The sequence below is a fragment of the Marvinbryantia formatexigens DSM 14469 genome (genome assembly GCF_025148285.1).
GTDB lineage: Bacteria > Bacillota > Clostridia > Lachnospirales > Lachnospiraceae > Marvinbryantia > Marvinbryantia formatexigens.
The window spans coordinates 4,172,668-4,195,628 of record NZ_CP102268.1 but is presented as its reverse complement, the minus strand read 5'-3'; the positions used below and the strand labels follow the sequence as shown (position 1 = coordinate 4,195,628).

At 54.7% G+C, this 22,961-nt stretch carries 17 protein-coding genes; all 17 read right to left on the bottom strand.

Going from position 1 to position 22,961, the window contains the following annotated elements:
- Positions 1-17: 17 nt before the first annotated feature.
- Positions 18-2,996: a penicillin-binding transpeptidase domain-containing protein gene (locus tag NQ534_RS19600; RefSeq protein WP_040782438.1), complete on the bottom strand. Its 2,979-nt coding sequence runs from the start codon at positions 2,994-2,996 to the stop codon at positions 18-20.
- Positions 2,989-3,510 carry a rod shape-determining protein MreD gene (mreD, locus tag NQ534_RS19595; protein ID WP_006861058.1) on the bottom strand — a complete coding sequence of 174 codons (522 nt, stop codon included), beginning with the start codon at positions 3,508-3,510 and terminating at the stop codon, positions 2,989-2,991. Before mreD ends, NQ534_RS19600 begins: the two co-directional genes overlap by 8 nt.
- Before the next feature lie 9 nt (positions 3,511-3,519).
- On the bottom strand, positions 3,520-4,368 hold the full coding sequence (mreC, locus tag NQ534_RS19590; protein ID WP_006861059.1) for a rod shape-determining protein MreC: 849 nt from the start codon (positions 4,366-4,368) through the stop codon (positions 3,520-3,522).
- A gap of 24 nt (positions 4,369-4,392) precedes the next feature.
- Positions 4,393-5,412: a rod shape-determining protein gene (locus tag NQ534_RS19585; RefSeq protein ID WP_006861060.1), complete on the bottom strand. Its 1,020-nt coding sequence runs from the start codon at positions 5,410-5,412 to the stop codon at positions 4,393-4,395.
- 68 nt (positions 5,413-5,480) lie between these two features.
- A complete protein-coding gene (gene radC, locus NQ534_RS19580; protein ID WP_006861061.1) occupies positions 5,481-6,176 on the bottom strand; it encodes a RadC family protein in 696 nt (231 codons plus the stop codon).
- Between the two features lie 481 nt (positions 6,177-6,657).
- Entirely contained in the window at positions 6,658-8,268 is a 1,611-nt protein-coding gene (locus NQ534_RS19575; RefSeq protein ID WP_006861062.1) for an NAD(P)/FAD-dependent oxidoreductase, read from the bottom strand.
- The gene (locus NQ534_RS19570; protein WP_006861063.1) at positions 8,265-9,665 is read right to left on the bottom strand and encodes a BaiN/RdsA family NAD(P)/FAD-dependent oxidoreductase; all 1,401 of its coding nucleotides are present in this window, start codon (positions 9,663-9,665) and stop codon (positions 8,265-8,267) included. Before NQ534_RS19570 ends, NQ534_RS19575 begins: the two co-directional genes overlap by 4 nt.
- Positions 9,662-10,960, bottom strand: coding sequence for a methionine gamma-lyase family protein (locus tag NQ534_RS19565; RefSeq protein WP_006861064.1), 1,299 nt, complete (start codon positions 10,958-10,960; stop codon positions 9,662-9,664). The genes NQ534_RS19570 and NQ534_RS19565 overlap by 4 nt, the downstream gene beginning before the upstream one ends.
- Positions 10,942-11,907 carry a tRNA (adenosine(37)-N6)-dimethylallyltransferase MiaA gene (gene miaA / locus NQ534_RS19560; protein WP_006861065.1) on the bottom strand — a complete coding sequence of 322 codons (966 nt, stop codon included), beginning with the start codon at positions 11,905-11,907 and terminating at the stop codon, positions 10,942-10,944. The genes NQ534_RS19565 and miaA overlap by 19 nt, the downstream gene beginning before the upstream one ends.
- Position 11,908: 1 nt before the next feature.
- Complete coding sequence (mutL, locus tag NQ534_RS19555) at positions 11,909-14,140, bottom strand: DNA mismatch repair endonuclease MutL (RefSeq protein WP_006861066.1); 2,232 nt, start codon at positions 14,138-14,140, stop codon at positions 11,909-11,911.
- A gap of 36 nt (positions 14,141-14,176) precedes the next feature.
- A complete protein-coding gene (gene mutS / locus NQ534_RS19550; protein ID WP_006861067.1) occupies positions 14,177-16,804 on the bottom strand; it encodes a DNA mismatch repair protein MutS in 2,628 nt (875 codons plus the stop codon).
- 19 nt (positions 16,805-16,823) lie between these two features.
- A complete protein-coding gene (gene miaB / locus NQ534_RS19545; protein ID WP_040782441.1) occupies positions 16,824-18,269 on the bottom strand; it encodes a tRNA (N6-isopentenyl adenosine(37)-C2)-methylthiotransferase MiaB in 1,446 nt (481 codons plus the stop codon).
- A gap of 85 nt (positions 18,270-18,354) precedes the next feature.
- The gene (locus NQ534_RS19540; RefSeq protein WP_006861069.1) at positions 18,355-19,605 is read right to left on the bottom strand and encodes a glutamate-5-semialdehyde dehydrogenase; all 1,251 of its coding nucleotides are present in this window, start codon (positions 19,603-19,605) and stop codon (positions 18,355-18,357) included.
- A complete protein-coding gene (locus NQ534_RS19535) occupies positions 19,602-20,153 on the bottom strand; it encodes a 5-formyltetrahydrofolate cyclo-ligase (protein WP_006861070.1) in 552 nt (183 codons plus the stop codon). The genes NQ534_RS19540 and NQ534_RS19535 overlap by 4 nt, the downstream gene beginning before the upstream one ends.
- Entirely contained in the window at positions 20,131-20,373 is a 243-nt protein-coding gene (locus NQ534_RS19530) for a DUF896 domain-containing protein (RefSeq protein WP_006861071.1), read from the bottom strand. The genes NQ534_RS19535 and NQ534_RS19530 overlap by 23 nt, the downstream gene beginning before the upstream one ends.
- A 15-nt stretch (positions 20,374-20,388) precedes the next feature.
- Positions 20,389-21,240, bottom strand: a complete 852-nt coding sequence (gene proB, locus NQ534_RS19525; protein ID WP_006861072.1) for a glutamate 5-kinase — start codon at positions 21,238-21,240, stop codon at positions 20,389-20,391.
- 44 nt (positions 21,241-21,284) lie between these two features.
- Positions 21,285-22,949: a putative polysaccharide biosynthesis protein gene (locus NQ534_RS19520; RefSeq protein ID WP_006861073.1), complete on the bottom strand. Its 1,665-nt coding sequence runs from the start codon at positions 22,947-22,949 to the stop codon at positions 21,285-21,287.
- Between the last annotated feature and the right edge of the window lie 12 nt (positions 22,950-22,961).

The window sequence follows — 22,961 nt, the reverse complement described above, 5'->3', positions numbered from 1 at the left end:
TACTCACTCTTTCCTGTTTAGTCGGTTCTTGCGCCGCTGATCGCGCCGTTGTAGGAGGCGTGACCGGTGATCAGCTCATCTTTATCTTTAAGATTGAAGATGTACTGTATCATATCTTTTGAAAGTAGCGCAGCCAGGCCGGACGAATAGCCGTTTGTGATACGGCAGGCGATCGCGATCTGCGGCTCGTCATACGGCGCATAGCCGACGAACAGCGCGTGGCTCGGCACGCCCGCTTCCTCGGCGGTACCGGTCTTTCCTGCCATTTCAATACCGACATCCTGAATATACGTATTATTTTTTACCATCTGATTCATACCGGTCTTGATCGCGTTCCAGAGATAATCGTCCGCTTCCACATAACCGTGAATTGTCGGATTTTGTTCCAGAACAGTGCGTCCCTCTGAATCGGTAATCTTGTCCAGCAGCGTCAGATTGTAGCAGGTGCCGCCGTTGGCGATCGTCGCCACGTATCTTGCAAGCTGTATGGTCGCGTAGGCGTGGCGTCCCTGTCCCATTGCGGAGGGAGCCATCGCGTTATCAGAGATCTGCGGAGTGCTCTCATCCATCTCAATGCCGGTCTCATCGCCGAGGCCGAACATTTCGGCATACTTTGTGAGCTTTGCGATACCGGTGGCGTCGTCCTTATTCCCGTCTGCATCGCCCACGTCGCCCAGGCGCAGACCGATGGTGTTGAAGTAATAGTTGCAGGATTCCTGCAGCGCCGTCGAAAGCGTGACAGGACCGTGATATCCCGGATAGATCCAGCAGTTGATCGGCGGGTCGACATCCTCAAATTTACCGGTACAGTTGACCGCCTCATCCACGCCGATCACACCCTCCATAACGCCGGCAACGCTTGTTACCATTTTAAAGGTAGAACCGGGCGCTGTCAATTCCTGTGTTGCTTTGTTATAGAACGGGCTGGAGGCGTCAGATACCAGCTCCTCAAAATATTCCTCATCCATATCGTTTGCAAGCCGGTTGTTATCATAGCCCGGATAGGTAACGACCGCCAGCGCATTGCCGTTGTTCGGATCCACCACCACAAGCGAGCCGGAGCACGGCGCCACCGCAAATTTGGAAGGCGGGATTTCCAGGTAATACACCTTCTCGCGGATGAAATCATAGGCTGAAACGCTGCCGTCCTGCAGACCGCTGTATGCCGCCTCGTCCATCTCCAGAACGCCCTGGTCAAACAACAGGCGGCAGAGCGTCTGCGGGCTTAACGTGTCGTCCTCCACCATGTAGCGGTAGACAGTTCTGCTGAAGGCGCGGTCGTCGGCGATATATTCCTCCAGATAAGCGCAGAGGTTTGTAAAAATCTCGTCCGAATCCCAGAATTCGCTCTCCTCCATGATGCCGGAAACATCCAGCCAGTCCTTCGAGATCGCATAAGTCAGATATTCCTTTAAGCTGATGCTCTCGTCGTTTATCCAGGCGATATAGGTGTCGTCCGTTTTGTCGATCGAATCTGTTTTTAAGATGCCAAGCTCCGGCAGCGTTGTATCCACAAGGTAGGACATGTAGACCTGCATCGGCGTATCCAGTTCGCTGTACGGCCGCGGCGAATCAGAGAGAAGCTCGGCGAGCAGATCGTCGAAAATCTCTTCTTCCCGTTTTTGGAGCATCTGGTAAACCTGCTGCTCCAGCTCTGTCGCCTCATCGGATTCCATATGGGAGACACTCAGTATATTATTTTCAAAAAGCGCATAGTACAGGTCGTATACCGGAATAACAATATCATCCGTGCTGACCGATTTGTTGTCAAATTCTTTTAGATCCAGCGTTTTATCATAAATGATACCGGCAATATACTGCTCCAGCAGATGATACGCCGCCTCCTGGTAATCGGAATTGATCGTGAGGTACAGATCATTTCCTGCCTGCGGCTCTACGGCGGAATCCTCCTGCAGCACCTTTCCGAGGTTGTTTACATAGACCACCTGCTTGCCGTCGGTGCCCTGAAGCTGCGTCTCAAAATATGCCTCCAGGCCAACCTTCCCGACAATATCATTGATATCGTATACCTCCCTGCCAAGCTCCTCGTTGAGGGACTCGATCTCCTCCGCGGAAATCTGTCCGGTATAGCCGATGATATTGGAGTAATACGGACTGTTGTTGTACACACGGATAGAGCTTTCGATCACATCCACGCCGACATAATAGCCCTTGCTCTCCATCAGACTGGACATCGACTGTTCGGAAATGTCGCGCGCGATCGTGGTGGAGACATATTTCTGGTAGCTGTTCTGGTTGATCGCACTGCGCATCGCAATCATTTTCAGCGCATCTTCTCTGGAGATATCCTTTACAAGACCATATTCTGCCAGCAGGTCCTCCGGGTACTCAGAAATCGTATTGACGCCGTACATATCGTCGCTGCCCAGCTCTGCCACCAGCTCCTCCGCCGTCACAGCCGCCTCCTCTGCCGTCAGCACCTGGGTGGAATCCACCTCCTCGTCCTCCGGCGCGGTGGTATATGGCTTTCCGTAAACGTCCGCCTTGAAGCGCAGCAGATTATAACCGCTTCTTGTAAAGGTATACTGTCCGGCGTCGTCAATCTCAACGGCAAAGCTGCCGGTATAGACGTCGTCTCCGTTCGCATACAGAATCTGCATAATCTGGTAAAGATAGCCGTTGATAGTCAGATTGCGCACATCGCTGGCATAGAGATATTCATCCTCTCCTGTTTCGGAGTTGTGATAATTTCTGCCCTCGTAGCTGCCGACGTCCTGGAAGGTAACGTCATACGCCAGCTTATTGTAGGCAATCAGCTGCCCCTCGCTGTCATAGATACAGCCGCGGGTGCTCGGAATCGTCGTCTCCTTGCGTATCTGCGTGGTAAAGGTCTCCTGGTAGGTTTCCCCGTTTACAATCTGAAGGTCGAACAGTCTGCGCACAAGCACGCAGGCAAGCACCACAAACAGGACACTGAGAATCAGCATCCTGGAATTTAACAATTTAACTGCTTTTTTTCGAAATCGTTTAAACAAAACTGCCTACACTCCTTTTGTCCATTTTTTCAAGTTTCTGGTTCAGCAGCAGGAAAATGCGGTAGCATATTATCGTGAGAAGAATGGTGTAAATCATTTCCGGCAGTATAATGCGCCGGATATAGTAAAACAAATCGATTCTGCCGCGCAGAAGGAATTTGGTAATGTAAAAGAGGCAGCCGTAGACAAAATCGCCTGCCGCGGTCAGCAGCACGGGCATTTTAATGTCCTCATCATAAAAAATATGATAGCAGTAACCGCTGAAATATCCGATAAACATGTAAACAAAGGCGCGCAGCCCGACAAAGAGATCCGGCAGCATGAGGTCCGTGAGCAGACCGCACAGAAAGCCGAGAATCAGTCCGGAGCGCTTTCCTCGCATCAGTCCGAAGGAGACGGTAAAAACAATCATCAGATTCGGTGTGATGGAGGCGATGGAAATTGCCGGAAACAGGGAGCACTGCAGCAGCAGGCATACCAGCATCGTGGCAAACAGAATCAGTTTCGTCCTCATGGCATCCTCCTATTCGCTGGTGTTCTGCTTCAGGTTCTTGATAACAAGCACTTCCTTGATGGATTTAAAATCGACGACCGGGGAGACATACCCGGAGCGCGTCAGATTGTTGGAGTCGGTATGTATCTCGGTAACATAGCCAATCAGAATTCCCGGAAGAAACTTGTCGCTGATATTGGAGGTTACAACGGTATCCCCGACCTTCACTTTGGAATCCGGGTCGTCCAGCTTGACAAGATTGATATAGCCATCGTCAATCAGCGAAAGATCCCCCGCAATGATGCAGGTATCGTGCGTCTCGGAAATCTCGGCGCTTACATTGCTGTAATCATCGATGATTGCGCGCACTCTGGAATAATTCGGACCGACCTCCGTGATGATGCCGGCAAGTCCCGCTCCCGCAAGCACATTCATATCGACCTCCAGCCCGTCGTCAGAGCCCTTGTCGATGGTGAACATACTGAACCAGTTTCCGGCGTTTTCCCTGGAAATCACGCGGGCGCCGACCTTTTCATAGCTCTCGTATTTGTGGTCAAGCGCGTAAAGGTCGCGCAGGCTGTTCAGCTCCTCGCGGTCCTGCAGAAGCTGTGTATTTTCCACGGTCAGCTCGTCCACCTGCGCCTGGAGCTGCTCGTTTTCCGCCACCAGATTCAGGTTATCCTCAAAGTAATCCATTTTTCCGGAGAGCCAGCCGCCCACCTGGTTGATGCCGGACTGCAGCGGCGTCAGCACATAACCCGCCGCATAGTTGAGCGGATTGACGGAAAAATCGAGCACAAAGCTCAGTATGATAATGATGCCGCTGACAATCGAAAGAATAAACAGCAGCGTTTTACTCTTTATGTGATTTTTCTTCATAGCTACCTCTGTCTTGTAAGTCTTTTAAATAGTCGTTCCGGTCAGATCCTTCAGCGAAAAGGTACAGTCCGAAAGCTCCGGGTGGTTCATGATCATCTGAATCCCGCGCAGCGTGGTAAGCCCCGGCTCACGCACCATAGCAATCGGAATACCAAGCTCCCGGCGCATATAATCGGAAAGATTCGGAATCAGCGAGGTGCCGCCCGTAAGGCACAGCCCCGCCTCCATAATGTCGCGGTGAAACTGCGGCGGAAGCCTGTCGATGATGCCGCGCAGCTCGGCGGTGATGTTTTCAATCGTTCCGGCGATGGCAAGACTGACCGCCATCGAGGTGATTTCCGCGCTCACCGGCAGTCCGGAAATCGTGCTGATGCCGAACACCGTGAGGGAGTTTGCCGGACCGTCGAGCAGATATGCCAGCCGGTTTTTGAGAATCGCCGCTGTTTTCATGCCGATGTTCAGATGGAACATGCGGCGCACCATCGTGGCGATATCCTCGTCCAGATTGTTGCCGCCAATCTGCAGCGTTTTGCTTAAAAGAATTTTTCCGCCTGCGGCAACAGAGATTTCCGTGGTGCCGGCGCCGATATTGACGAGCATACTCGCGCGCGGCGATTCCATTGAAACGCCGACGCCGATGGTATCAGCGATGCCTTTGTCCACCAGAAAAATTCTTCCCGCCTGGACGGTGCCGGTGAGCACATTGTAATATGCCCGCTTCTCCACCGCCGAAATATCACGCGGTACGGCAATATAGATGGCGGGCCGTCCGGACAGCAGGTGACGGCTTTTTCTGATAAGACTGGAGAGCACCAGCTCGGCGTTTTTCTGCTGTGCGATAACCCCGTGTACCATCGGACATTCTGCTTTGACGTTTACGGGTGTTTTTTCATACATGTCGTATGCAGCATCCCCGACAGCAATCATCCGGCCGTCGCGGACTGCAATCATATTTTTTTCACAAACGGTAATGCGGTTTTTGCGGTCGCAGATTTTGATGGTATCCGTGCCGAAATCAATCCCAAGTGCATTGTGCAGTAACATTCATTCATCCCTCGTAATTTTCCTGATGACGCGTGAAGCACATGGTTTTTCATCCCGGCATCATCAGATTATTTAATAAACCCCTCTTCCCGGAAGCTGAAATAACGCCTGTCCCCCAGTATAATGTGGTCCATCAGCGGAATTTCCAGAAGCTTTCCGGATTCGTGAACGCGCATGGTCAGAAGCCGGTCCTCCGGACTTGGCTGCGGATTGCCGCTCGGATGGTTGTGCAGCAGAATGACATACACTGCGCGGCATGACAGCGCTTCCAGGAAAATCTCACGCGGCGAGACGCACGACTGGTTGACCGTGCCCACAGAAATCGTTTTTTCACTGAGCAGCTCCCCTTTTGTATCAAAGCTCAGAAGAAAAACACGCTCCTGCTGAAGGTGCCGGAAATCTTCCATATAATAATCCGCAATCGCCTGCGCACTGGTAAAGGTGTTTCCCTCTGAGGCGACGGACTTTGCGATACGGCGCGACAGCTCCGTGATACACTGAATCTGGACAGCTTTTACCTTTCCGACCCCTTTGATATCGCACAGCGCGGAGGCGGAAAGATGATAAAGACCGGACAGCCCCGGCTGCGGCTTCGGAAAGCTTAAAATCTCCCTTGCCAGCTCGACACTGGTCATCCCCTTCGCGCCCGTGCGCAGAATAACCGCAAGCAGCTCGGCGTCTGACAGGACGCCCGCCCCGCATTTCAAGCATTTTTCATAGGGACGCTCATCGTCCGGAAGCTGTTTCATGGTAATATGATTCATGGCAGACAATGCTTCTTTCCCGGCAGGAAAACAAACTATGCCTTATAATCACACCAATGATAGCACATTTTTTTTCAAAAGTATATACATCATTTCCTTAAAAATTTGTGACCAACTCTTCAGCCATGCGGCAAATCACCGAAACGGCTGTCTCATGCTTGCATGTAAGCAGACGTTTCGGTGATTTGACATATGGCGTATAGCCAGCAACCACAGCCGAAAGCTGCGTAGCAGCGACGCCTTTGAAAAAGGCGGGCTGTGGTCTGCATGGCTGAAGAGTTCCACTGCAGGGCTATGAGGGGAGCGCCATTTCATGAGCAAAGGGAGCTGCACAGCAGCGGAAAAGCTCCGAAGGAGCGGCTTTGCGAATGGCGCTCGCTGAACTGTGTACGGGGTTCTGGAAGCCGAAAGCTGCGTAGCAGCGACGCCTTTGAAAAAGGGCGGGCTGTGGTCTGCATGGCTGAAGAGTTCCACTGCAGGGCTATGAGGTCGCAGCCCGCCTATATTTTTGTATAATCGCCTCCGCGCATTTCATCCCGTCCATCGCTGCCGAGGTGATTCCGCCGGCGTATCCGGCGCCCTCCCCGCAGGGGTAAAGACCGGGCAGACCGGGGGAGGTAAAATCGTCTCCGCGCAGGATGCGTACCGGTGAGGAGGTGCGGCTCTCCACACCGGAAAACAGCGCGTCGCCGCGCGCGAAGCCTCTGATTTTACTGTCAAACAGCCGGACCCCCTCTTCCAGGGAATCTCCGAGAAATCCGGGAAGGCTGTCGCGCAGATTAGCCAGGGAATAAGCGCCTTTTATAGAAGGAAGCACATCCCCGAAGCCGCTGCCCGCGCGGTGTGCGCAGAAATCCTCAAAAAGCTGCACAGGCACACTTCCGCCGCCCGCGCGGTATGCCATCCGCTCCAGACTGCGCTGAAACTGCACGCCGCCCAGAACGCCCTTTTCCGGATAATCCTCCGGCGTCACCGTAACCACAATGGCGCTGTTCGCATTTCTGCCGTCGCGCGCCCGGTAGCTCATGCCATTTACGGCGAGCGCCTCCTTCTCCGAGGAAGCATTGACGACATAGCCGCCCGGACACATACAGAAGGAATAAACGCCCCTGCCGTTTTTCAGCCTGCCGGTGAGCTTATAGTCGGCGGCGGGAAGCTGCTGCGGATATCCCTGCCCGTACTGGGAGAGATTTATCATTTCCTGCGGATGCTCGATGCGCAGACCGACGGCAAACGCCTTTGCCAGCATGGGAATCTGCTTTTTCTCAAGCAGCGCGAAGGTATCCCTGGCGCTGTGCCCGATGGCGAGCACGCATACGCTGCATTCCAGCTCCTCCGTGCCGTTGACGATGACTGCAGAGAGCCGTCCGTTTTTTACGGCAAAATCCGTAACCTGCTGCCCGAAGCGCACTTCGCCGCCGAGCGATTCGATTTCCCGGCGGATGTTTTTTACGACGGTGCGCAGCACGTCGGTGCCGATATGCGGTTTATTTACGTAAAGAATATCCGGGCTGGCGCCCGCCTTCACAAAGGTTTCCAACACAAAACGATTTCTGCCAGCGTGATCCTTCACCATCGTGTTCAGCTTGCCGTCCGAAAAAGTTCCGGCGCCGCCTTCTCCGAACTGTACGTTAGACTGCTCCTTCAAGGTGCCGGTCTTCCAGAATGCTTCCACGGTCGCCGTGCGGGCATCCACGTCCTCGCCGCGCTCCAGAATCAGCGGGCGGTAGCCGCATCTTGCCAGCAGCAGACCACAGAAAAGCCCGGCGGGACCGCAGCCGGCAATCACGGGACGCTGCGTGAGCGTCTCACTTCCGGGTACGGGGTACTGGTAGGGCACCTCCTCCGCCTGGGAAATATCGGCGCTCCTGTGCTTCTTAAGAAGAGCGCGGACATCTGCGGACACCGTGACATCCACTGTAAAAATATAGCGGATATCCGGCTTTTTCCGGGCATCAATGGAACGCCTGCAAACCGTCAGAGACGTAATCTGCGCTACGGGGATGCGCAGCGCCCTTGCCGCCGCTTTCTTCAAATCTTGCTCCGTGTACGCTACCGGGAGCTTTATCTGGGAAATCCGGATTTTATTCATAATGTGCTCCTTTCTGCCCGCTCCGACGCATTGTCAGCCGGACGGTCTGCCATTTTGCAGCACCGTTCTCTTTCCGGATGGTCTGCCGCTTTGCAGCACTGTTCTCTTTCCGGACGGTCTGTCGCTTTGGCGGCTGCCATCTTCTCCTGGCTGCCCGCCGCTTTGGTGGCTGCCATCTTCTCCTGGCTGCCCGCCGCCCGTCCGGCGGCAAAGCCGCTTGCCCACGCCCACTGAAGATTATAGCCTCCACAGATGCCGTCCACGTCAAGCAGCTCTCCTGTGATATAAAGTCCCGGCATTTTTTTGGATTCCAGCGTCTGCGCGTCCACTTCCGTATGACGTACGCCACCCTGGCAGACCTGCGCCTGCTCAAACGACCGGCATCCGGACACCGTGAGGGTAAGCTGCTTCATTACTTTTACCAGACGCTGCAGCGCCCCGCCATCCAGCCTTTCCGCCTTTTCGGACGGGGAAATGCCCGCCGCCTGCAGAAGTGGTCCGGCGGCTTTTTTTGCAAGCACACCGGCAAGCAGACTTTCCGCGCTGCGGCCATCCCGCAGAGCCTGCAACTGCTGCAGATGCGAAAGCAGCGCCTCCCCGGAAACAGAAGGAAGCAGGTCAAGCTGCACCGGAACGCCGGATATCTGCTTCTCCTGCTGCTTCGCCAGTGCGCACACGGCGTAGCGGCTGAGCTGGAAAACAACGATGCCGGAAATGCCGGTATCCGTCCACTGCAGCTCGCCGGTTTCCGTGTGTCCCTCCAGCGTGACGGACGCCTGCATCCGCAGCCCGGAAAGCTTTTTCACCCAGCTCTCGCGAATGGCCAGCGGAACAAGCGCTTCCCTTGGCGTGACAAGGGAATGCCCGCAGCTCTTCGCCAGCGAATATCCACTCCCGTCAGAGCCTGTCGCGGGCGCTGCTTTGGAACCGGCAGCCAAAATCACCGCATCCGCCTCATACGTCCATCCGGCGGTTTTCACAAGAAGCTTGTCCTCCCTGCGAATAGCAGTTACCTTTTCTGTACATTTCAGCTTAATGCCAAGACGCCGGATTTCCAGCAGCAGCACCTCCAGCACCGAGGAAGCCTGTCCGGTGACAGGATAGACATAGCCGTCGCGCGACACCGTCAGCAGTCCGAGTTCCCGGAAAAAAGCCAGGGTATCCTTTACCGGAAGCTGCCGCAGAATACCGGAAATAAAAGCGGAATCCGCCCCGCGGTAGCATGTTATCTCCTGCCGGAGATTCGTGAGATTGCAGCGCCCGCTGCCGGTAATAAGCAGCTTCTTTCCTGGCTTTTCCATACCCTCTAAAATGGTAACCGAAGCCCCCTGGCGCGCCGCAGTGATTGCGGCAAGCATACCGGAGGCTCCGGCGCCGATTACAATAATTTTTTTCATAGCTCCTCCAGAGAGACGATGCCTTTTTCCGCCAGACGCTGCAGGGAACGCAGAATACCAAGCTTTGCGTGCTCCCAGGTAAGACCGCCCTGGAAATAGGCGGCATAGGGAGGCTTCAAGGGACCGTCCGCGCTCAGTTCAATGGAAGAACCCTGGATAAAGGCGCCCGCCGCCATAATAACATCGCTGTCATAGCCCGGCATTGCCCAGGGCTCCGGCGTCACGTAGCTGTCCACCGGTGCCGCATACTGGATGCCCTCGCAGAAAGCAACCAATCCCTCCGGCGTGCCAAACTCGACCGCCTGGATGATATCGTGGCGGTCTTCTGTGCTGTTCGGCACCACCTTAAAGCCGAGGCGCTCATAAATATTGGCGGCAAAAATTGCTCCCTTCAGCGCGCCTGCCACCACCGTCGGCGCCAGAAACAGTCCCTGGAAAAAGTCGCGGTTTACGCCGAGGGAAGCACCCACCTCGCGTCCGAGACCGGGAGAGGTCAGACGGCAGGCGGCATTTTCAATGCAGGTGCGGGTTCCGGCGATATAGCCGCCAATCGGAGCCAGACCGCCGCCTGGATTCTTAATCAGAGAGCCGACCACCATATCCGCTCCGAAATCGCTCGGCTCCTGGCATTCCACAAACTCGCCGTAGCAGTTGTCCACGAGAATCACGATATCGGGACGGATTTCCTTTACAAAACGGATAGCCTTTGCGATTGCCTGCACAGAAAGCGTCGGACGCGTCTGGTAGCCTTTGGAGCGCTGGATTTCTACAAGTCTCGTATTTGGCTGGATCGCCGCCCGGATACCTGGAAAATCGAAGCTTCCGTCGGAAAGCAGGTCCACCTGGCGGTAGCTGACGCCGTACTCTGCCAGAGAGCCGTTGGATGGGCGGATGCCGATGACCTCCTCCAGCGTGTCGTAGGGCTTTCCGGAAATGGAGAGCAGCTCATCGCCCGGACGCAGATTTCCGGAGAGTGCCACGGCGAGAGCATGTGTCCCGCAGGTAATCTGCGCGCGCACCAGCGCCGCCTCGGTGTGGAACACATTAGCATAAACTTCCTCCAGTTTGTCGCGCCCGATATCATTGTAGCCATAGCCGGTGCCCGACTGGAAGCACTCGGCACTGACGCGGCATTTCTGCATGGCGCGGATGACCTTGAGCTGGTTGTATTCCGCAGTTTTCTGTATTTCGGCAAATCGCGGCATAAGCTCCTGCTCTATTTTCTGCCCGAAATCATATACCTGGCGGCTGATGCCAAGCTGTTCATACATTTCTTCTATTGCAATTTGTGACATATCGATATTCCTCTCTGATGTTCTATAATATCCAGCATATAAGCGAGGATTTCCCCGCTTCCGCCAAACTCCTCTTTCTGAAGCCAGATAACCTCCCGCTCCCGCTTAAACCAGGTAATCTGGCGCTTTGCGAAATGGCGCGTGTCGCGCTTCAGACGGTAAACGGCTTCCTCAAGGGTGCAGTTTCCGTCCAGATAATCCAGAATTTCCTTGTAGCCAAGCCCCTGCATGGAAACCATCCCGGCGGTGCAGCCCTGTGCTTTCAGATGACGCACCTCATCGAGAAGACCGTTTTTCAGCATTTCATCGACCCGCCGGTCAATCCGCTCATACAGCGTCTGCCTGTTTTCATTCAGCACAAAATAAGCGGCGTTGTAGGGGGATTCCTTCTGGCGCTGGCATTCATTGTGCGCGGAAATAGGAGTTCCGCTCTCATGATAAAATTCCAGGGCGCGGATAACGCGCTTCACATTGTTTGCATGGATTTCCTGCGCCGATTTCGGGTCCACGGCGGCAAGCATGTCATGCAGATAAGTGCATCCCTTCTCTTTCGCAAGCTGCTCCAGCTCTCTGCGGTAGCTGCTGTCGCCGTCATTTTGTGTAAAGTCGATGTCGTAGAGCACCGCCTGGATATAAAAGCCGGTGCCGCCGACCAGAATGGGGATTTTGCCTTTTTCGTAAATCTGCGCCATATATTTTTTTGCCAGCTCCTGGAAACGGACAACGTGAAATTCCTCCTGCGGCTCCAGCTCGTCGATCAGATAATGCGGCACGCCCGCCATTTCTTCGCGGGTGATCTTTGCGGAGCCGATGTCCATCCCGCGGTAGACCTGCATGGAATCGGCGGAAATAATCTCGCCGCCGACCGCCTTCGCCAGTGCGATGGACAGCGCCGTTTTGCCGACTGCAGTCGGTCCGGTGAGAATCAGTAACGGTTTTTTTGTCATATCAAACAATCCTTTTAAACTTGCGCTCAATTTCGTATTTTGACATGGAGATAATCGTCGGTCTGCCGTGCGGGCAGTTGTAAGGATTTTCCAGGGTGAGCAGCTCATCGATCAGCGCATGGATCTCCGCAGTCGACAGGCGGGAATTTCCCTTTACCGCCGCCTTGCAGGACATGGTTGCTATTTTATCGTCAATCGTCTCAATGCTGAGCGCGTCGGTCTGCGCGGATAGCCCGTCCAGCATTTCCAGGAACAGATCCTTATCCGCAAGACCGAACAGATTGTCGGGAACGGCGCGCAGAGCGTATTCCCGTCCCCCGAATTCTTCAATTTCAAAGCCGATTTCCCGGAAACGCTCCTGGTATTTCTTCAGCAGCTCCTCCTCCGCCATGCTCAGGGTCAGAATGACCGGCGGATTTAAAAGCTGGGAGGTAAACTCCCGCTTCTCCATCGATTTTTTCATGCGCTCGTACAAAACCTTTTCATGCGCCGCATGCTGATCGATCAGAAACAGCTTGTCCTTAAACTGCACGATCCAGTAGGTATCAAACACCTGCCCGATGATGCGGTGCTCCTTCACATGCTCCTTCGAGAGCAGCTTGTCATCCTCAAAAAGGCTCATCTGCTCACCGGTCACGCCGGCTGCGGGCGCCTCTGGCTGCGCGGAATTGCCGGAAGCGGATTTCTCCGCCTGCACGGGATTACCGGTCGCAGGCGCCTCTGGCTGCGCGGAATTACCGGAAGCGGCTTCCTCCGCCTGCATGGGATTACCGGACATGCCTGCCTCCGGCTGCAGATTGAGCGCCCTCTCCCACTCCGGGATTTCTTCCGTGGATGCCTCTGCGGCGGTCGTTCTATCCGGAAATGCCGGAGAAGAAACTGTTTCTGCCGTCTGCGCAGACATCCGGCTGCGCCACGCAGATGCATCCGGCGGCACAAGCTTTGGAATCGTGCGCTCAATCTGTGTGCCATCCGGTCCCTGAATAGTGCCTGCCGCCTGTGTGCCGCCCGGTCCCGGAATGGTACTGTCTGCCCGCATGCGGTCCACATCGTCCGCCCTCCGGGAGGCTGTCTGCATGGCGGCAGCGGTTCCCGGCGCCGTTTCTTTCGCGTAGGCAGGACGTTCGCGCACCTGTGAAAGACTGCGTCGTACCGCCTCGAAGGGCTCCGGCGCGGGGAGCCTGCCCTTTGGCGTCTCCTTTTTCTGCGCCTCCTCCTTCCCGATACCCACCTGGACAATCATTTCCCGGTGAGTAAGCGCATTTCGCACCGCCTCATAGACAATCCGGTACATTTCCTCATTTTCCGCGAAACGCAGCTCCAGCTTTGCCGGATGGACATTGACATCGAGAAGCTTTCCGTCGATCGTAAAATTCAGCACGGTAAACGGATATTTATGCTTCATCATAAACGTGTGATAGGCGTCCTCGATAGCCTTTGCGATAATATTGCTGCGGATATAGCGCCCGTTCACAAAATAATTTTCATAGTTGCGGTTCCCGCGGGAAATGACCGGCTTCCCGATAAAGCCATTTATGCGGACGGAATCCGTTCCGGCGGAAATCTCAATCAGATTCGCCGCGATATCGCGCCCGTAAATATGATAAATAATATCCTTTAACTGATGATTCCCGGAGGTATGCAGCTTTGTCTGGTTGTTGGCGATAAATTTGAAGGAGACCTCCGGATGGGAAAGCGCGATGCGCTCCACCATATCGCTGATATAGCCAGCCTCCGTCTGCGCTGTTTTCAGAAACTTTTTGCGCGCCGGTGTATTGTAAAAAATATTGCGCACGAGGAAGGTAGTGCCATCGGGCGCGCCGATTTCCTCCAGACTTTTTTCCTTTCCGCCCTCAATCAGATAACGGACGCCGGTCAGACTGTCCGCCGTTTTCGTAATCAGCTCCACCTGGCAGACCGCCGCGATGCTGGAAAGCGCCTCCCCGCGGAACCCCAGCGAGGTGACGTCCAGAAGGTCATCCGCCTTGCGGATCTTGCTGGTCGCGTGGCGCCAGAAAGCAACCGGCACCTGCTTTGCCTCAATACCGGAGCCGTTGTCTGTGATGCGGATAAGGGAAATGCCGCCGTCCTTAATTTCCACCGTAACGGCATTTGCCCCGGCGTCAATGGCATTCTCCACCAGCTCCTTTACAATGGAAGCCGGACGTTCGATGACCTCTCCCGCCGCTATTTTATCAATCGTCTGCTCATCAAGTACCGCAATTTCTCTCATTCATCATGCTCCATTCCTACCATATGATGTTGTGCTCTACCAGCGGTTTTTCAGGCGGCTCTGCAGCCGGTTCAGCACATTCAGCGCTTCGATCGGCGTCAGCGTGGATATATCGATTTCCTTTAATTCCTTCAGCACGTCCTCATCGCTCACCGTATCTGACAGGGTCATCTGGTCAAGGTCGACCTGGTCATATTTTTTCTTCTTCGGTTTTGTACTTTTGCCCTCCACCTTCGCCTCATGAACCGCCTCCGTGATATCGGCGTCGCTCAGCTCCTGCACCAGCTCCTTGGCGCGCTCAATAATGCTGTCCGGTACCCCGGCAAGCTTTGCCACCTGGATGCCGTAGCTCTTATCCGCGCCGCCTCTTACGATTTTTCGCAAAAAGACGATATCATCCCCGCGCTCCCGGACAGCGATGCAGTAATTGTTTACCGAGGACAGCTTGCCCTCCAGCTCTGTCAGCTCGTGATAATGGGTGGCGAACAGCGTTTTCGCCCCCAGCAGCTTCGGGTTGCTGATATGCTCCACGACCGCCCAGGCAATGCTCAGACCGTCAAACGTGCTGGTGCCGCGCCCGATCTCATCCAGTATCAGCAGGCTGTCCGACGTGGCGTTGCGCAGGATGTTCGCCACCTCCGTCATTTCCACCATAAAGGTACTCTGCCCGGAGGCAAGGTCATCCGACGCGCCCACGCGCGTGAAAATGCGGTCGACAATGCCGATTTTCGCCTCCGACGCCGGAACGAACGAGCCAATCTGCGCCATCAGCACAATCAGCGCCGTCTGCCGCATATACGTGGATTTTCCCGCCATATTCGGTCCGGTGATGATGGAGATACGGTTTTTGTGGTTGTCCAGAAGCGTATCGTTGGCGATAAACATATCGTTTTTAATCATTTTTTCCACGACCGGATGACGTCCGTCGCGAATCTGTATCAGACCGCGGCTGTTCATCTTCGGGCATACGTAATTATTCTGCTCCGCGACCAGCGCCAGGGACGCAAAGACGTCGATGCCAGCGACTGCCTTTGCCGTCTTCTGGATGCGCAGAATCTCCGATGCAATCTTGTCGCGCACCTCGCAGAACAGCTCGTATTCCAGCGAGACCAGACGGTCCTCGGCGCCGAGAATCACATCCTCCAGCTCTTTAAGCTCCGGCGTGATGTAGCGCTCGGCGTTTGCAAGTGTCTGCTTTCTGGTATAATAATCCGGCACCATATCCTTATAGGAATTGGTGACCTCCAGATAATATCCGAACACGCGGTTGTATTTGACTTTCATGTTTTTGATGCCGGTCTTTTCGCGCTCCTTCGCCTCCAGATCGGCAAGCCAGGTTTTCCCCTCGGTTTTTGCCTGCCGCAGGCGGTCCACCTCCTCGTGAAAGCCGTCGCGGATAAGATTGCCCTCCCGGATGGAAATCGGCGGGTCCTCAATGATGGACTGCTCCACCAGCGTACAGAGGTCCTCCAGAACATCGATGTCCTCACGGATATTGCATAAAAGAGCGCTCTTGAAATCGCCCATGATGTATTTGATGTGCGGGAGCATGGAAAGGGAGCTCTTAAAAGCAACTAAATCGCGCGGATTTGCCGTCTGATAGCTGATTTTACTGATAAGACGCTCCAGATCGTACACCGGATTGAGATATTCGCGGATTTCCTCGCGCGCGATGGCATTTGACTTCAGCTCGGCGACCGCCTGCTGGCGGAGCTCAATCTCGTCGATATCAATGAGCGGCTGCTCGATAAAGCTGCGCAGCATACGCGCGCCCATCGCCGTTTTTGTCTTGTCCAGCACCCACAGAAGAGAGCCCTTCCGCTGCTTTTCCCGCAGCGTTTCGCAAAGCTCCAGATTGCGCCTGGTCGAGCTGTCCAGCACCATATATTTTCCGCTGGTGTACGGGGTGAGCTGCGTCAGGTTGCTGATGGATGTCTTCTGCGTCTCAATCAGATACTGCAGAAGCGCGCCCGCTGCAATCACGCCGCAGTTAAAATCACCCAGCCCCAGTCCGTCGGTGCTCTCCGTATGAAAATGCTCCGTCAGCGCGCGGCGGCAGAGCTCGTCGTCAAAATACCAGTCGTCCAGCGTGTAAATGGTGATGCCGAGCCGCGCTTTTAAATCCTCCACATCGATTCCGCTCATCAGAAACGCCTGCGTGCAGATGATTTCCTTTGGTGAAAATTTGAAAATCTCATCCGTCAGCTTGCGCGCCGAATCAAGCTCCGTCACCAGATAGGCGCCCGTGGAGATATCAGCGACCGATACGCCGAAGCGGTCCGCCATGCAGACAATGCACATCAGATAATTGTTCCGCGTCTCATCGAGGGCAAGCGTGTCCAGATTTGTGCCCGGTGTGACAATGCGGATGACCTCGCGCTTTACGATACCCTTCGCCAGCTTCGGGTCCTCCATCTGCTCGCAGATGGCGACCTTGTAACCCTTTGATACCAGCTTGTTCAGATAATTGTCCACGGCATGATAAGGCACGCCGCACATCGGCGCGCGCTCCTCAAGACCGCAGTTTTTGCCGGTCAGTGTAATTTCCAGTTCCCTCGATGCGGTCAGCGCATCGTCGAAAAACATTTCATAAAAATCACCCAGCCTGTAAAACAAAATACAGTCCGGATAATTTTTCTTTGTTTCCAGGTACTGCTGCATCATTGGTGTCAGTTGTTCCACGTTAGTACCTCTCTCCCATATAATAAAAGCCCCTGCATTCCTGCAGATGCACGTCCACGATCTTTCCAATCAGAGAAGCGTCTCCCGGAAAATGTACCAGCAGATTGTTCGAGAGCCTGCCGGTAAGCAGGGACGCGTCCTGGCTGTTGACTTCCTCCGCCAGCACCGGCAGCGTCTGTCCGGTCAGCCTTGCCGCCATTTCCCCGGAAATTTCCTGCACCAGCGCAAGCAGGCGGTCGAAACGCTCTTTTACAACCTCCTCCGGCACCTGGTTTTCCATAGCGGCGGCAGGCGTCCCGGTGCGCTTCGAATAAATAAAGGTGAAGGCGCTGTCATAGCGCGCCCGGCGCACAACGTCCAGCGTTTCCTCGAAATCCTCCTCCGTCTCGCCCGGAAATCCCACAATAATATCCGTCGTCAGGGAAATATCCGGAATTGCCCGGCGCAGCTTCTCTACCAGCGCAAGATACTGCTCCTTCGTGTATCTGCGGTTCATGATTTTTAAGATACGGCTGCTGCCCGACTGCAGCGGCAGGTGCATGTGGCGGCAGATTTTTTCCGACGACGCCATCACCTCAATCAGCTCGTCCGAGAGGTCCTTCGGGTGCGAGGTCATAAAGCGGATGCGTTTTATGCCGTCGATTTTCTCCACCTCGCGCAGAAGCTGCGCAAAGCTCATTGGCTCCGGCAGATTTTTCCCGTAGGAATTGACGTTCTGTCCGAGCAGCATCACCTCCACCACGCCGTCGGCGGCGAGGCGCTCAATCTCCCGGAGAATCTCCCGCGGCTCGCGGCTGCGCTCCCGTCCGCGCACATAGGGAACAATGCAGTAGCTGCAGAAATTGTTGCAGCCGAACATGATATTCACGCCGGACTTGAAGGGGTATTTGCGCTCCACCGGCAGGTTTTCCACAATCTTATCGGTATCCTTCCAGACGTCGATAATCATGCCGTCCCCCTCCAGGCACGCCGCCAGCAGCTCGGCGAATTTATAAATATTGTGGGTTCCAAAGATTAAATCCACAAAGCGGTAGCTTTTGCGGATTTTTTCGACCACCTCCGGCTCCTGCATCATACAACCGCAGAGGGCAATCAGCTTGTGCGGCTGCTTTTTCTTCATGCCGCCCAGCACGCCCAGTCTTCCGTAGACCTTCAGATTGGCATTTTCCCGCACCGTGCAGGTATTATAAATGACAAGGTCCGCGTGCTCGTCCTCCGTGATAGTATAGCCGATAAGCTCCAGGATGCCGGTAAGCTTTTCGCTGTCACGGGCGTTCATCTGACAGCCGAAGGTTTTGGTGCACGCCTGCGGCTGCCTGCCAAGCTTTCCGGAAAGCTCCCGCACCAGAGCGCGGCATTTTGCCATGAAGTAATACTGTCTCCCCGGCTCCGCGGCGGGCGGCTCCTGCATTAAATTTATCTCATCCAGATTGATTTCATTATACATTCTTTTTGGGTTCTCTGTTCCTTTCTGACCTGTTGTAAAGCGGGGGTGCCACCGGCGGCCCACCCGCTTTTTTTGCAAATATATCTTACGGACGAACCTGTCCGTTTCCATAGATAATATATTTCGTGGAGGTAAGCGCCGTCAGCCCCATCGGTCCGCGCGCGTGAAGCTTCTGCGTGCTGATGCCGATTTCCGCGCCGAAGCCGAATTCAAAGCCGTCCGTGAAGCGTGTGGAGGCGTTGACATACACTGCCGCCGCGTCAATTTCATTTAAAAAGCGCTGGGCATTTGCGTAGTCCTGCGTGATGATGGCTTCCGAGTGCCCGGTATTGTAGCGGTTGATATGCGCAATCGCCTCGTCAAGCGATGCGACGGTTTTGATGGAGAGAATATAGTCAAGATATTCCGTACCCCAGTCCTCCTCCGTCGCTTCCTTCACATCCGGAATCGTCCGGCAGACCGCCTCGTCGCCGCGCAGCTCCACCTGCTTTTCATCCAGGCGCGCTTTCAGCGCCGGAAGCAGCGCATCCAGGATCTTTTCGTGTACGACCAGGGATTCGCAGGCGTTGCAGACGCCGATCCGCTGTGTCTTTGCATTGAAAATAATATCGACCGCCATCTGCAGGTCGGCGCTCTCGTCAACGTAGATATGGCAGTTGCCGGTGCCGGTCTCAATGACCGGAACGGTGCTGTTTTTCACCACCGCCTTAATCAGTCCGGCGCCGCCGCGCGGAATCAGCACGTCCACATATCCGTTCATTTTCATAAATTCCGTGGTAGTCTCGCGGCTGGTATCCTCAATAAGCTGGATGGCGTCCGGCGTCACATTGCAGGCGGCAAGCGCGTCGCGGATGACCTGCACAATGGCGATATTGGAGAGCAGGGCGTCACTTCCGCCCTTCAGAATTACAGCGTTCCCTGCCTTAAAGCAAAGACCGAAGGCATCCGCCGTCACATTCGGGCGCGATTCGTAGATGATGCCGATAACGCCGAGCGGCACCCGCTGCTGCCCGATTAAAAGCCCGTTCGGGCGGCGCTTCATGCCAATGACCTCCCCGATGGGGTCCTCCATCGCCGCAAGCTGCGTAAGCCCCTCCGCCATGCCGGCAATGCGCTCCGGCGTCAGGCGCAGGCGGTCGATCATGCCCGGCTTCATGCCGTTTTCTTCGCCCTTTCTGATATCCTGTGCATTGGCGGCAAGCAGCATGTCACTTTTTGCCACCAGCTCCTCTGCCGCTTTTAAAAGCGCCGCGTCCTTTGCCGTGCGCCCAAGCGTGCGCAGCGGCTGCTCCGCCGCCTTCGCCCGTGTCCCGATTTCTGTCAGTGAAAGCTTCATTGAAATACCTCCTTTTCGGTAATCAGCATCTGCGGCAGCCTGTCGAATGCGTCCGCCGGCACCTGCTCCATAATCTGAAAATCAAAGGCGAGCGCAATCGTCGGATGACCGGTATGCTCCGCAAGATAACGGTCGTAAAAGCCCTGTCCGTAGCCGCAGCGGTGCCGCTGACGGTCAAATGCCACGCCAGGCACAATTAAAAGAGCCGTCTCATCATGCGCCTCCTCCTGTGTGACCGGCTCCGGTATCTGATAATACCCCGGAGCGACGTCCGCGTAGGAGGAAATATAATAATAGCGCATCTGCCCCGGTCCTGTCACGCGCGGAGCCGCCGTCCGTTTTCCCAGCCGCCAGGCTTCCTTAAGAAGCGGCTTTACAGACACCTCTCCCTTACAGTCCATATAAACGTAAATGGCAGAAGCATCCTGAAACGCTTCTGTCTCCATTACCTTTCTGCAGATAATCTGGCTGTCTGCAAGCAGTACCTCCGGGTCCGCCGCCCGGCGTCTTGCAAAAATGAGTTTCCTAATTTCCTTTTTTTCCATCATCCGCCTGTGCTCCAAATTTTTCTCCCAGATTTGTGATACTGCCATCCTTTTCCTGGATATTGATATTGTCAAGCTGGCTGCGCAGACTGCTGCGGATAGCGGCGATATACTCCTGCCGGAGCGCCGCCTGCTCCATACGTTCCTTTTCAGTAAGCCCCTCCGCCTTCGACTTGCGCGCAAGCTCGTTGATTCTTGTAATCTTTGCTTCTGTGATACCCATTGTTCTCTCCTTCTGTCACGGATGCTCCCTGTCTAAATAATCTACAAGTGAAAAATGCGGGTCCTTTTTCCCGGCAAACAGCGTTCCATATTCCCTGCCCTCCAGGATTTTATGTATGATATGAAAATCCGCGCCGTTCGCGATAATCATATCCGCGCCCGATGCTGTGGCGATTTTTGCCGCCGCCAGCTTTGCGCTCATGCCGCCGGTCCCGACACCGCTGCTGCTGGTGCTTTTTCCCATCCGGAACAGCCCCTCGTCCAGCTCCTCCACCAGACTGATGAAGGAAGCGTGCGGATTCTCATGCGGGTCGTCGGTAAACAGTCCGTCGATGTCGGAGAGCAGAATCAGAAGGTCCGCCTCCGTGAGCGACGCCACGAGCGCCGAGAGCATATCGTTATCGCCGAACTGGATTTCATAGGTCGCAACCGTGTCGTTTTCATTTACAATCGGCACCGCGCCGAGGTATAAAAGCTCGCGGAAGGTGTTAAAAGCGTTCTGGCGGCTGACGGAATCCGTCATGGTGTATTTCGTCATCAGCACCTGTGCCGCCATGTGCCCGTATTCCGCAAACAGCTTCTGGTAAATCATCATCAGCTTTGCCTGTCCGATTGCCGCGCACGCCTGCTGGACATCGACCTGCACCGGCCGCCTTTTGATTCCGATAGCGCTGCAGCCCACCGCGATGGCGCCGGAGGACACCAGAATCACTTCCTTCCCCATATTGCGCAGATTGCATATCTCCCGCACGAGGATTTCCAGCTTCGTCAGATTGGGAGCCCCTGTCGTCGTGTGCGTGAGCGACGAGGAACCGATTTTGATGATGATACGTTTTTTATCTTTTAAGCGTTCTCTGTAATCCAACAATTATCCCTGCCTTCTTTTCTTATGTCCTGTGCCGCCGGATTTTTCTACAGAAAATGAATCTTATGCAGCACGCGCACCAGAAATGCGCCCTTCGGAAGATCTGCAATCTCGCTTTCCCGGATGCCGCGCAGCTTAATCAGCAGGAATATATAAATAACTACCCCTGCAAGAATCGCGATAATCGTCGCAATCGCGTTGGACGCCCAGTCTATGAACAGCAGCTTCAGAAGGCTGTTGATCACATAATGGATAACGTATGCGGCAACGCCCATGACTGCGGAGGCGAGCAGCGGTATCAGGAACGTCTTGCGCAGCTCCTGGCGGTAGTGCAGATGACGTTTGATAGAAATCGCATTCAGAATGCAGATAATAAATGCAAACAGCGTGTTCGCATAGATAACTCCATAAATATTCAGACGGAACTGCTTCAGCAGGATGACCAGTACGACGACATGGATGGCGAGGGAAATCGCGGAATGGATGACCGGCTCCTTCATGCGTCCGATACCCTGCAGAACCGCAGTGGAAAGCGTGGAAATTGCAAAAAGCACGATCATCAGCGCACCCGCCTGCATAATGCCTGCCGGAAGCGCGCGCCAGTCGTTGTAGAGCATCGCCATAATCGGATGCGCGAGCGCCGCCATTCCGACTGCGCAGGGAATGGTGAGGATCATGGTATAGCGCATGGTGGAGCGCACCTTCAGACGCGCGTCCTTATAATTTCCGTCCACCATAGCCGCCGTCAGGGTCGGAACCACCGAGGGCGACAGGCTGGAAGCAAGCGCGAGCGGCACGTTCATCAGCACGCGGTACTTGCTCAGGTAAATGCCGTAGATGGTATTATACTGCTGGCTGGTGTAGCCCTGCCCCGCCAGAATGTTGTTGAAGATGCCCTGGTCAAGCGACGGGCTGATATTGTAGATCAGCGTACTTAAAATGACCGGAAGAATCGTCATGATAATGGCGTAATAAATATCCCGGTCGGATTCCAGATGCTTTGTCGGGTCGTTTTTCATCCGCCTCCGGTAGGATTTCTGGAAGGAATAGTAGACCACGAGCAGCATGATAAGCGCCACAAGCACGCCGGCAACTGTTCCGGCCGTAGCTCCGGCGGCGCCGAGCGCCGAGGCAAAGCTTTCGTCCTTCCCCTCTAAAGAGCGTCCGTAATTTAAAAGCACGCCTGCAAGCGCGATGGAAACCACCGCGTGGACGATCTGCTCCACCACCTGCGACAGAGCGGTCGGGACCATTGTCTCATGTCCCTGGAAAAAGCCGCGCAGTACGCCGGTGATGGCGAACAGAAAAATAGCCAGGGAGAGCACGCGCAGCGCGTAAGCGGCGTTGCCCACCTTCATAATGGCTCCGGTAATAACATCGGCAAGCAGGAAGCAGAGAATCGACATGACCGCCCCGCTCACAACCGCAAATTTCATGGAGCAGCGGAATATCTTCTGCGCATTTTTCCATTCGCCGAGGTGCACCTTTTCCGACACCATTTTTGATACCGCAAGCGGCAGGCTGAAGGTGGAGATCATGAGCAGAATCGTATAAATCTCATTTGCCGTTCCATAGTAGGAATACGCCTCGTCTCCCAGAATCAGGGATAACGGAATGCGGTATATCATACCGATAATCTTCGCAACGATGGCGGCGACTGCCAGAATCGTTCCCTGCACTAAAAAGTTTTGATTGTTTTTCTTACTTCCCACTTGCCTGTTTCC

Coding starts and splice junctions, on each gene's coding strand:
- NQ534_RS19530 (WP_006861071.1), bottom strand. CDS start 20,373: ATGGGTATCACAGAAGCAAAGATTACAAGAATCAACGAGCTTGCGCGC.
- NQ534_RS19585 (WP_006861060.1), bottom strand. CDS start 5,412: ATGTTACTGCACAATGCACTTGGGATTGATTTCGGCACGGATACCATC.
- NQ534_RS19575 (WP_006861062.1), bottom strand. CDS start 8,268: ATGAATAAAATCCGGATTTCCCAGATAAAGCTCCCGGTAGCGTACACG.
- miaB (WP_040782441.1), bottom strand. CDS start 18,269: ATGTATAATGAAATCAATCTGGATGAGATAAATTTAATGCAGGAGCCG.
- mreD (WP_006861058.1), bottom strand. CDS start 3,510: ATGAGGACGAAACTGATTCTGTTTGCCACGATGCTGGTATGCCTGCTG.
- radC (WP_006861061.1), bottom strand. CDS start 6,176: ATGAATCATATTACCATGAAACAGCTTCCGGACGATGAGCGTCCCTAT.
- NQ534_RS19540 (WP_006861069.1), bottom strand. CDS start 19,605: ATGAAGCTTTCACTGACAGAAATCGGGACACGGGCGAAGGCGGCGGAG.
- mreC (WP_006861059.1), bottom strand. CDS start 4,368: ATGAAGAAAAATCACATAAAGAGTAAAACGCTGCTGTTTATTCTTTCG.
- NQ534_RS19570 (WP_006861063.1), bottom strand. CDS start 9,665: ATGAAAAAAATTATTGTAATCGGCGCCGGAGCCTCCGGTATGCTTGCC.
- mutL (WP_006861066.1), bottom strand. CDS start 14,140: ATGAGAGAAATTGCGGTACTTGATGAGCAGACGATTGATAAAATAGCG.
- miaA (WP_006861065.1), bottom strand. CDS start 11,907: ATGACAAAAAAACCGTTACTGATTCTCACCGGACCGACTGCAGTCGGC.
- NQ534_RS19535 (WP_006861070.1), bottom strand. CDS start 20,153: ATGATGGAAAAAAAGGAAATTAGGAAACTCATTTTTGCAAGACGCCGG.
- NQ534_RS19565 (WP_006861064.1), bottom strand. CDS start 10,960: ATGTCACAAATTGCAATAGAAGAAATGTATGAACAGCTTGGCATCAGC.
- mutS (WP_006861067.1), bottom strand. CDS start 16,804: ATGATGCAGCAGTACCTGGAAACAAAGAAAAATTATCCGGACTGTATT.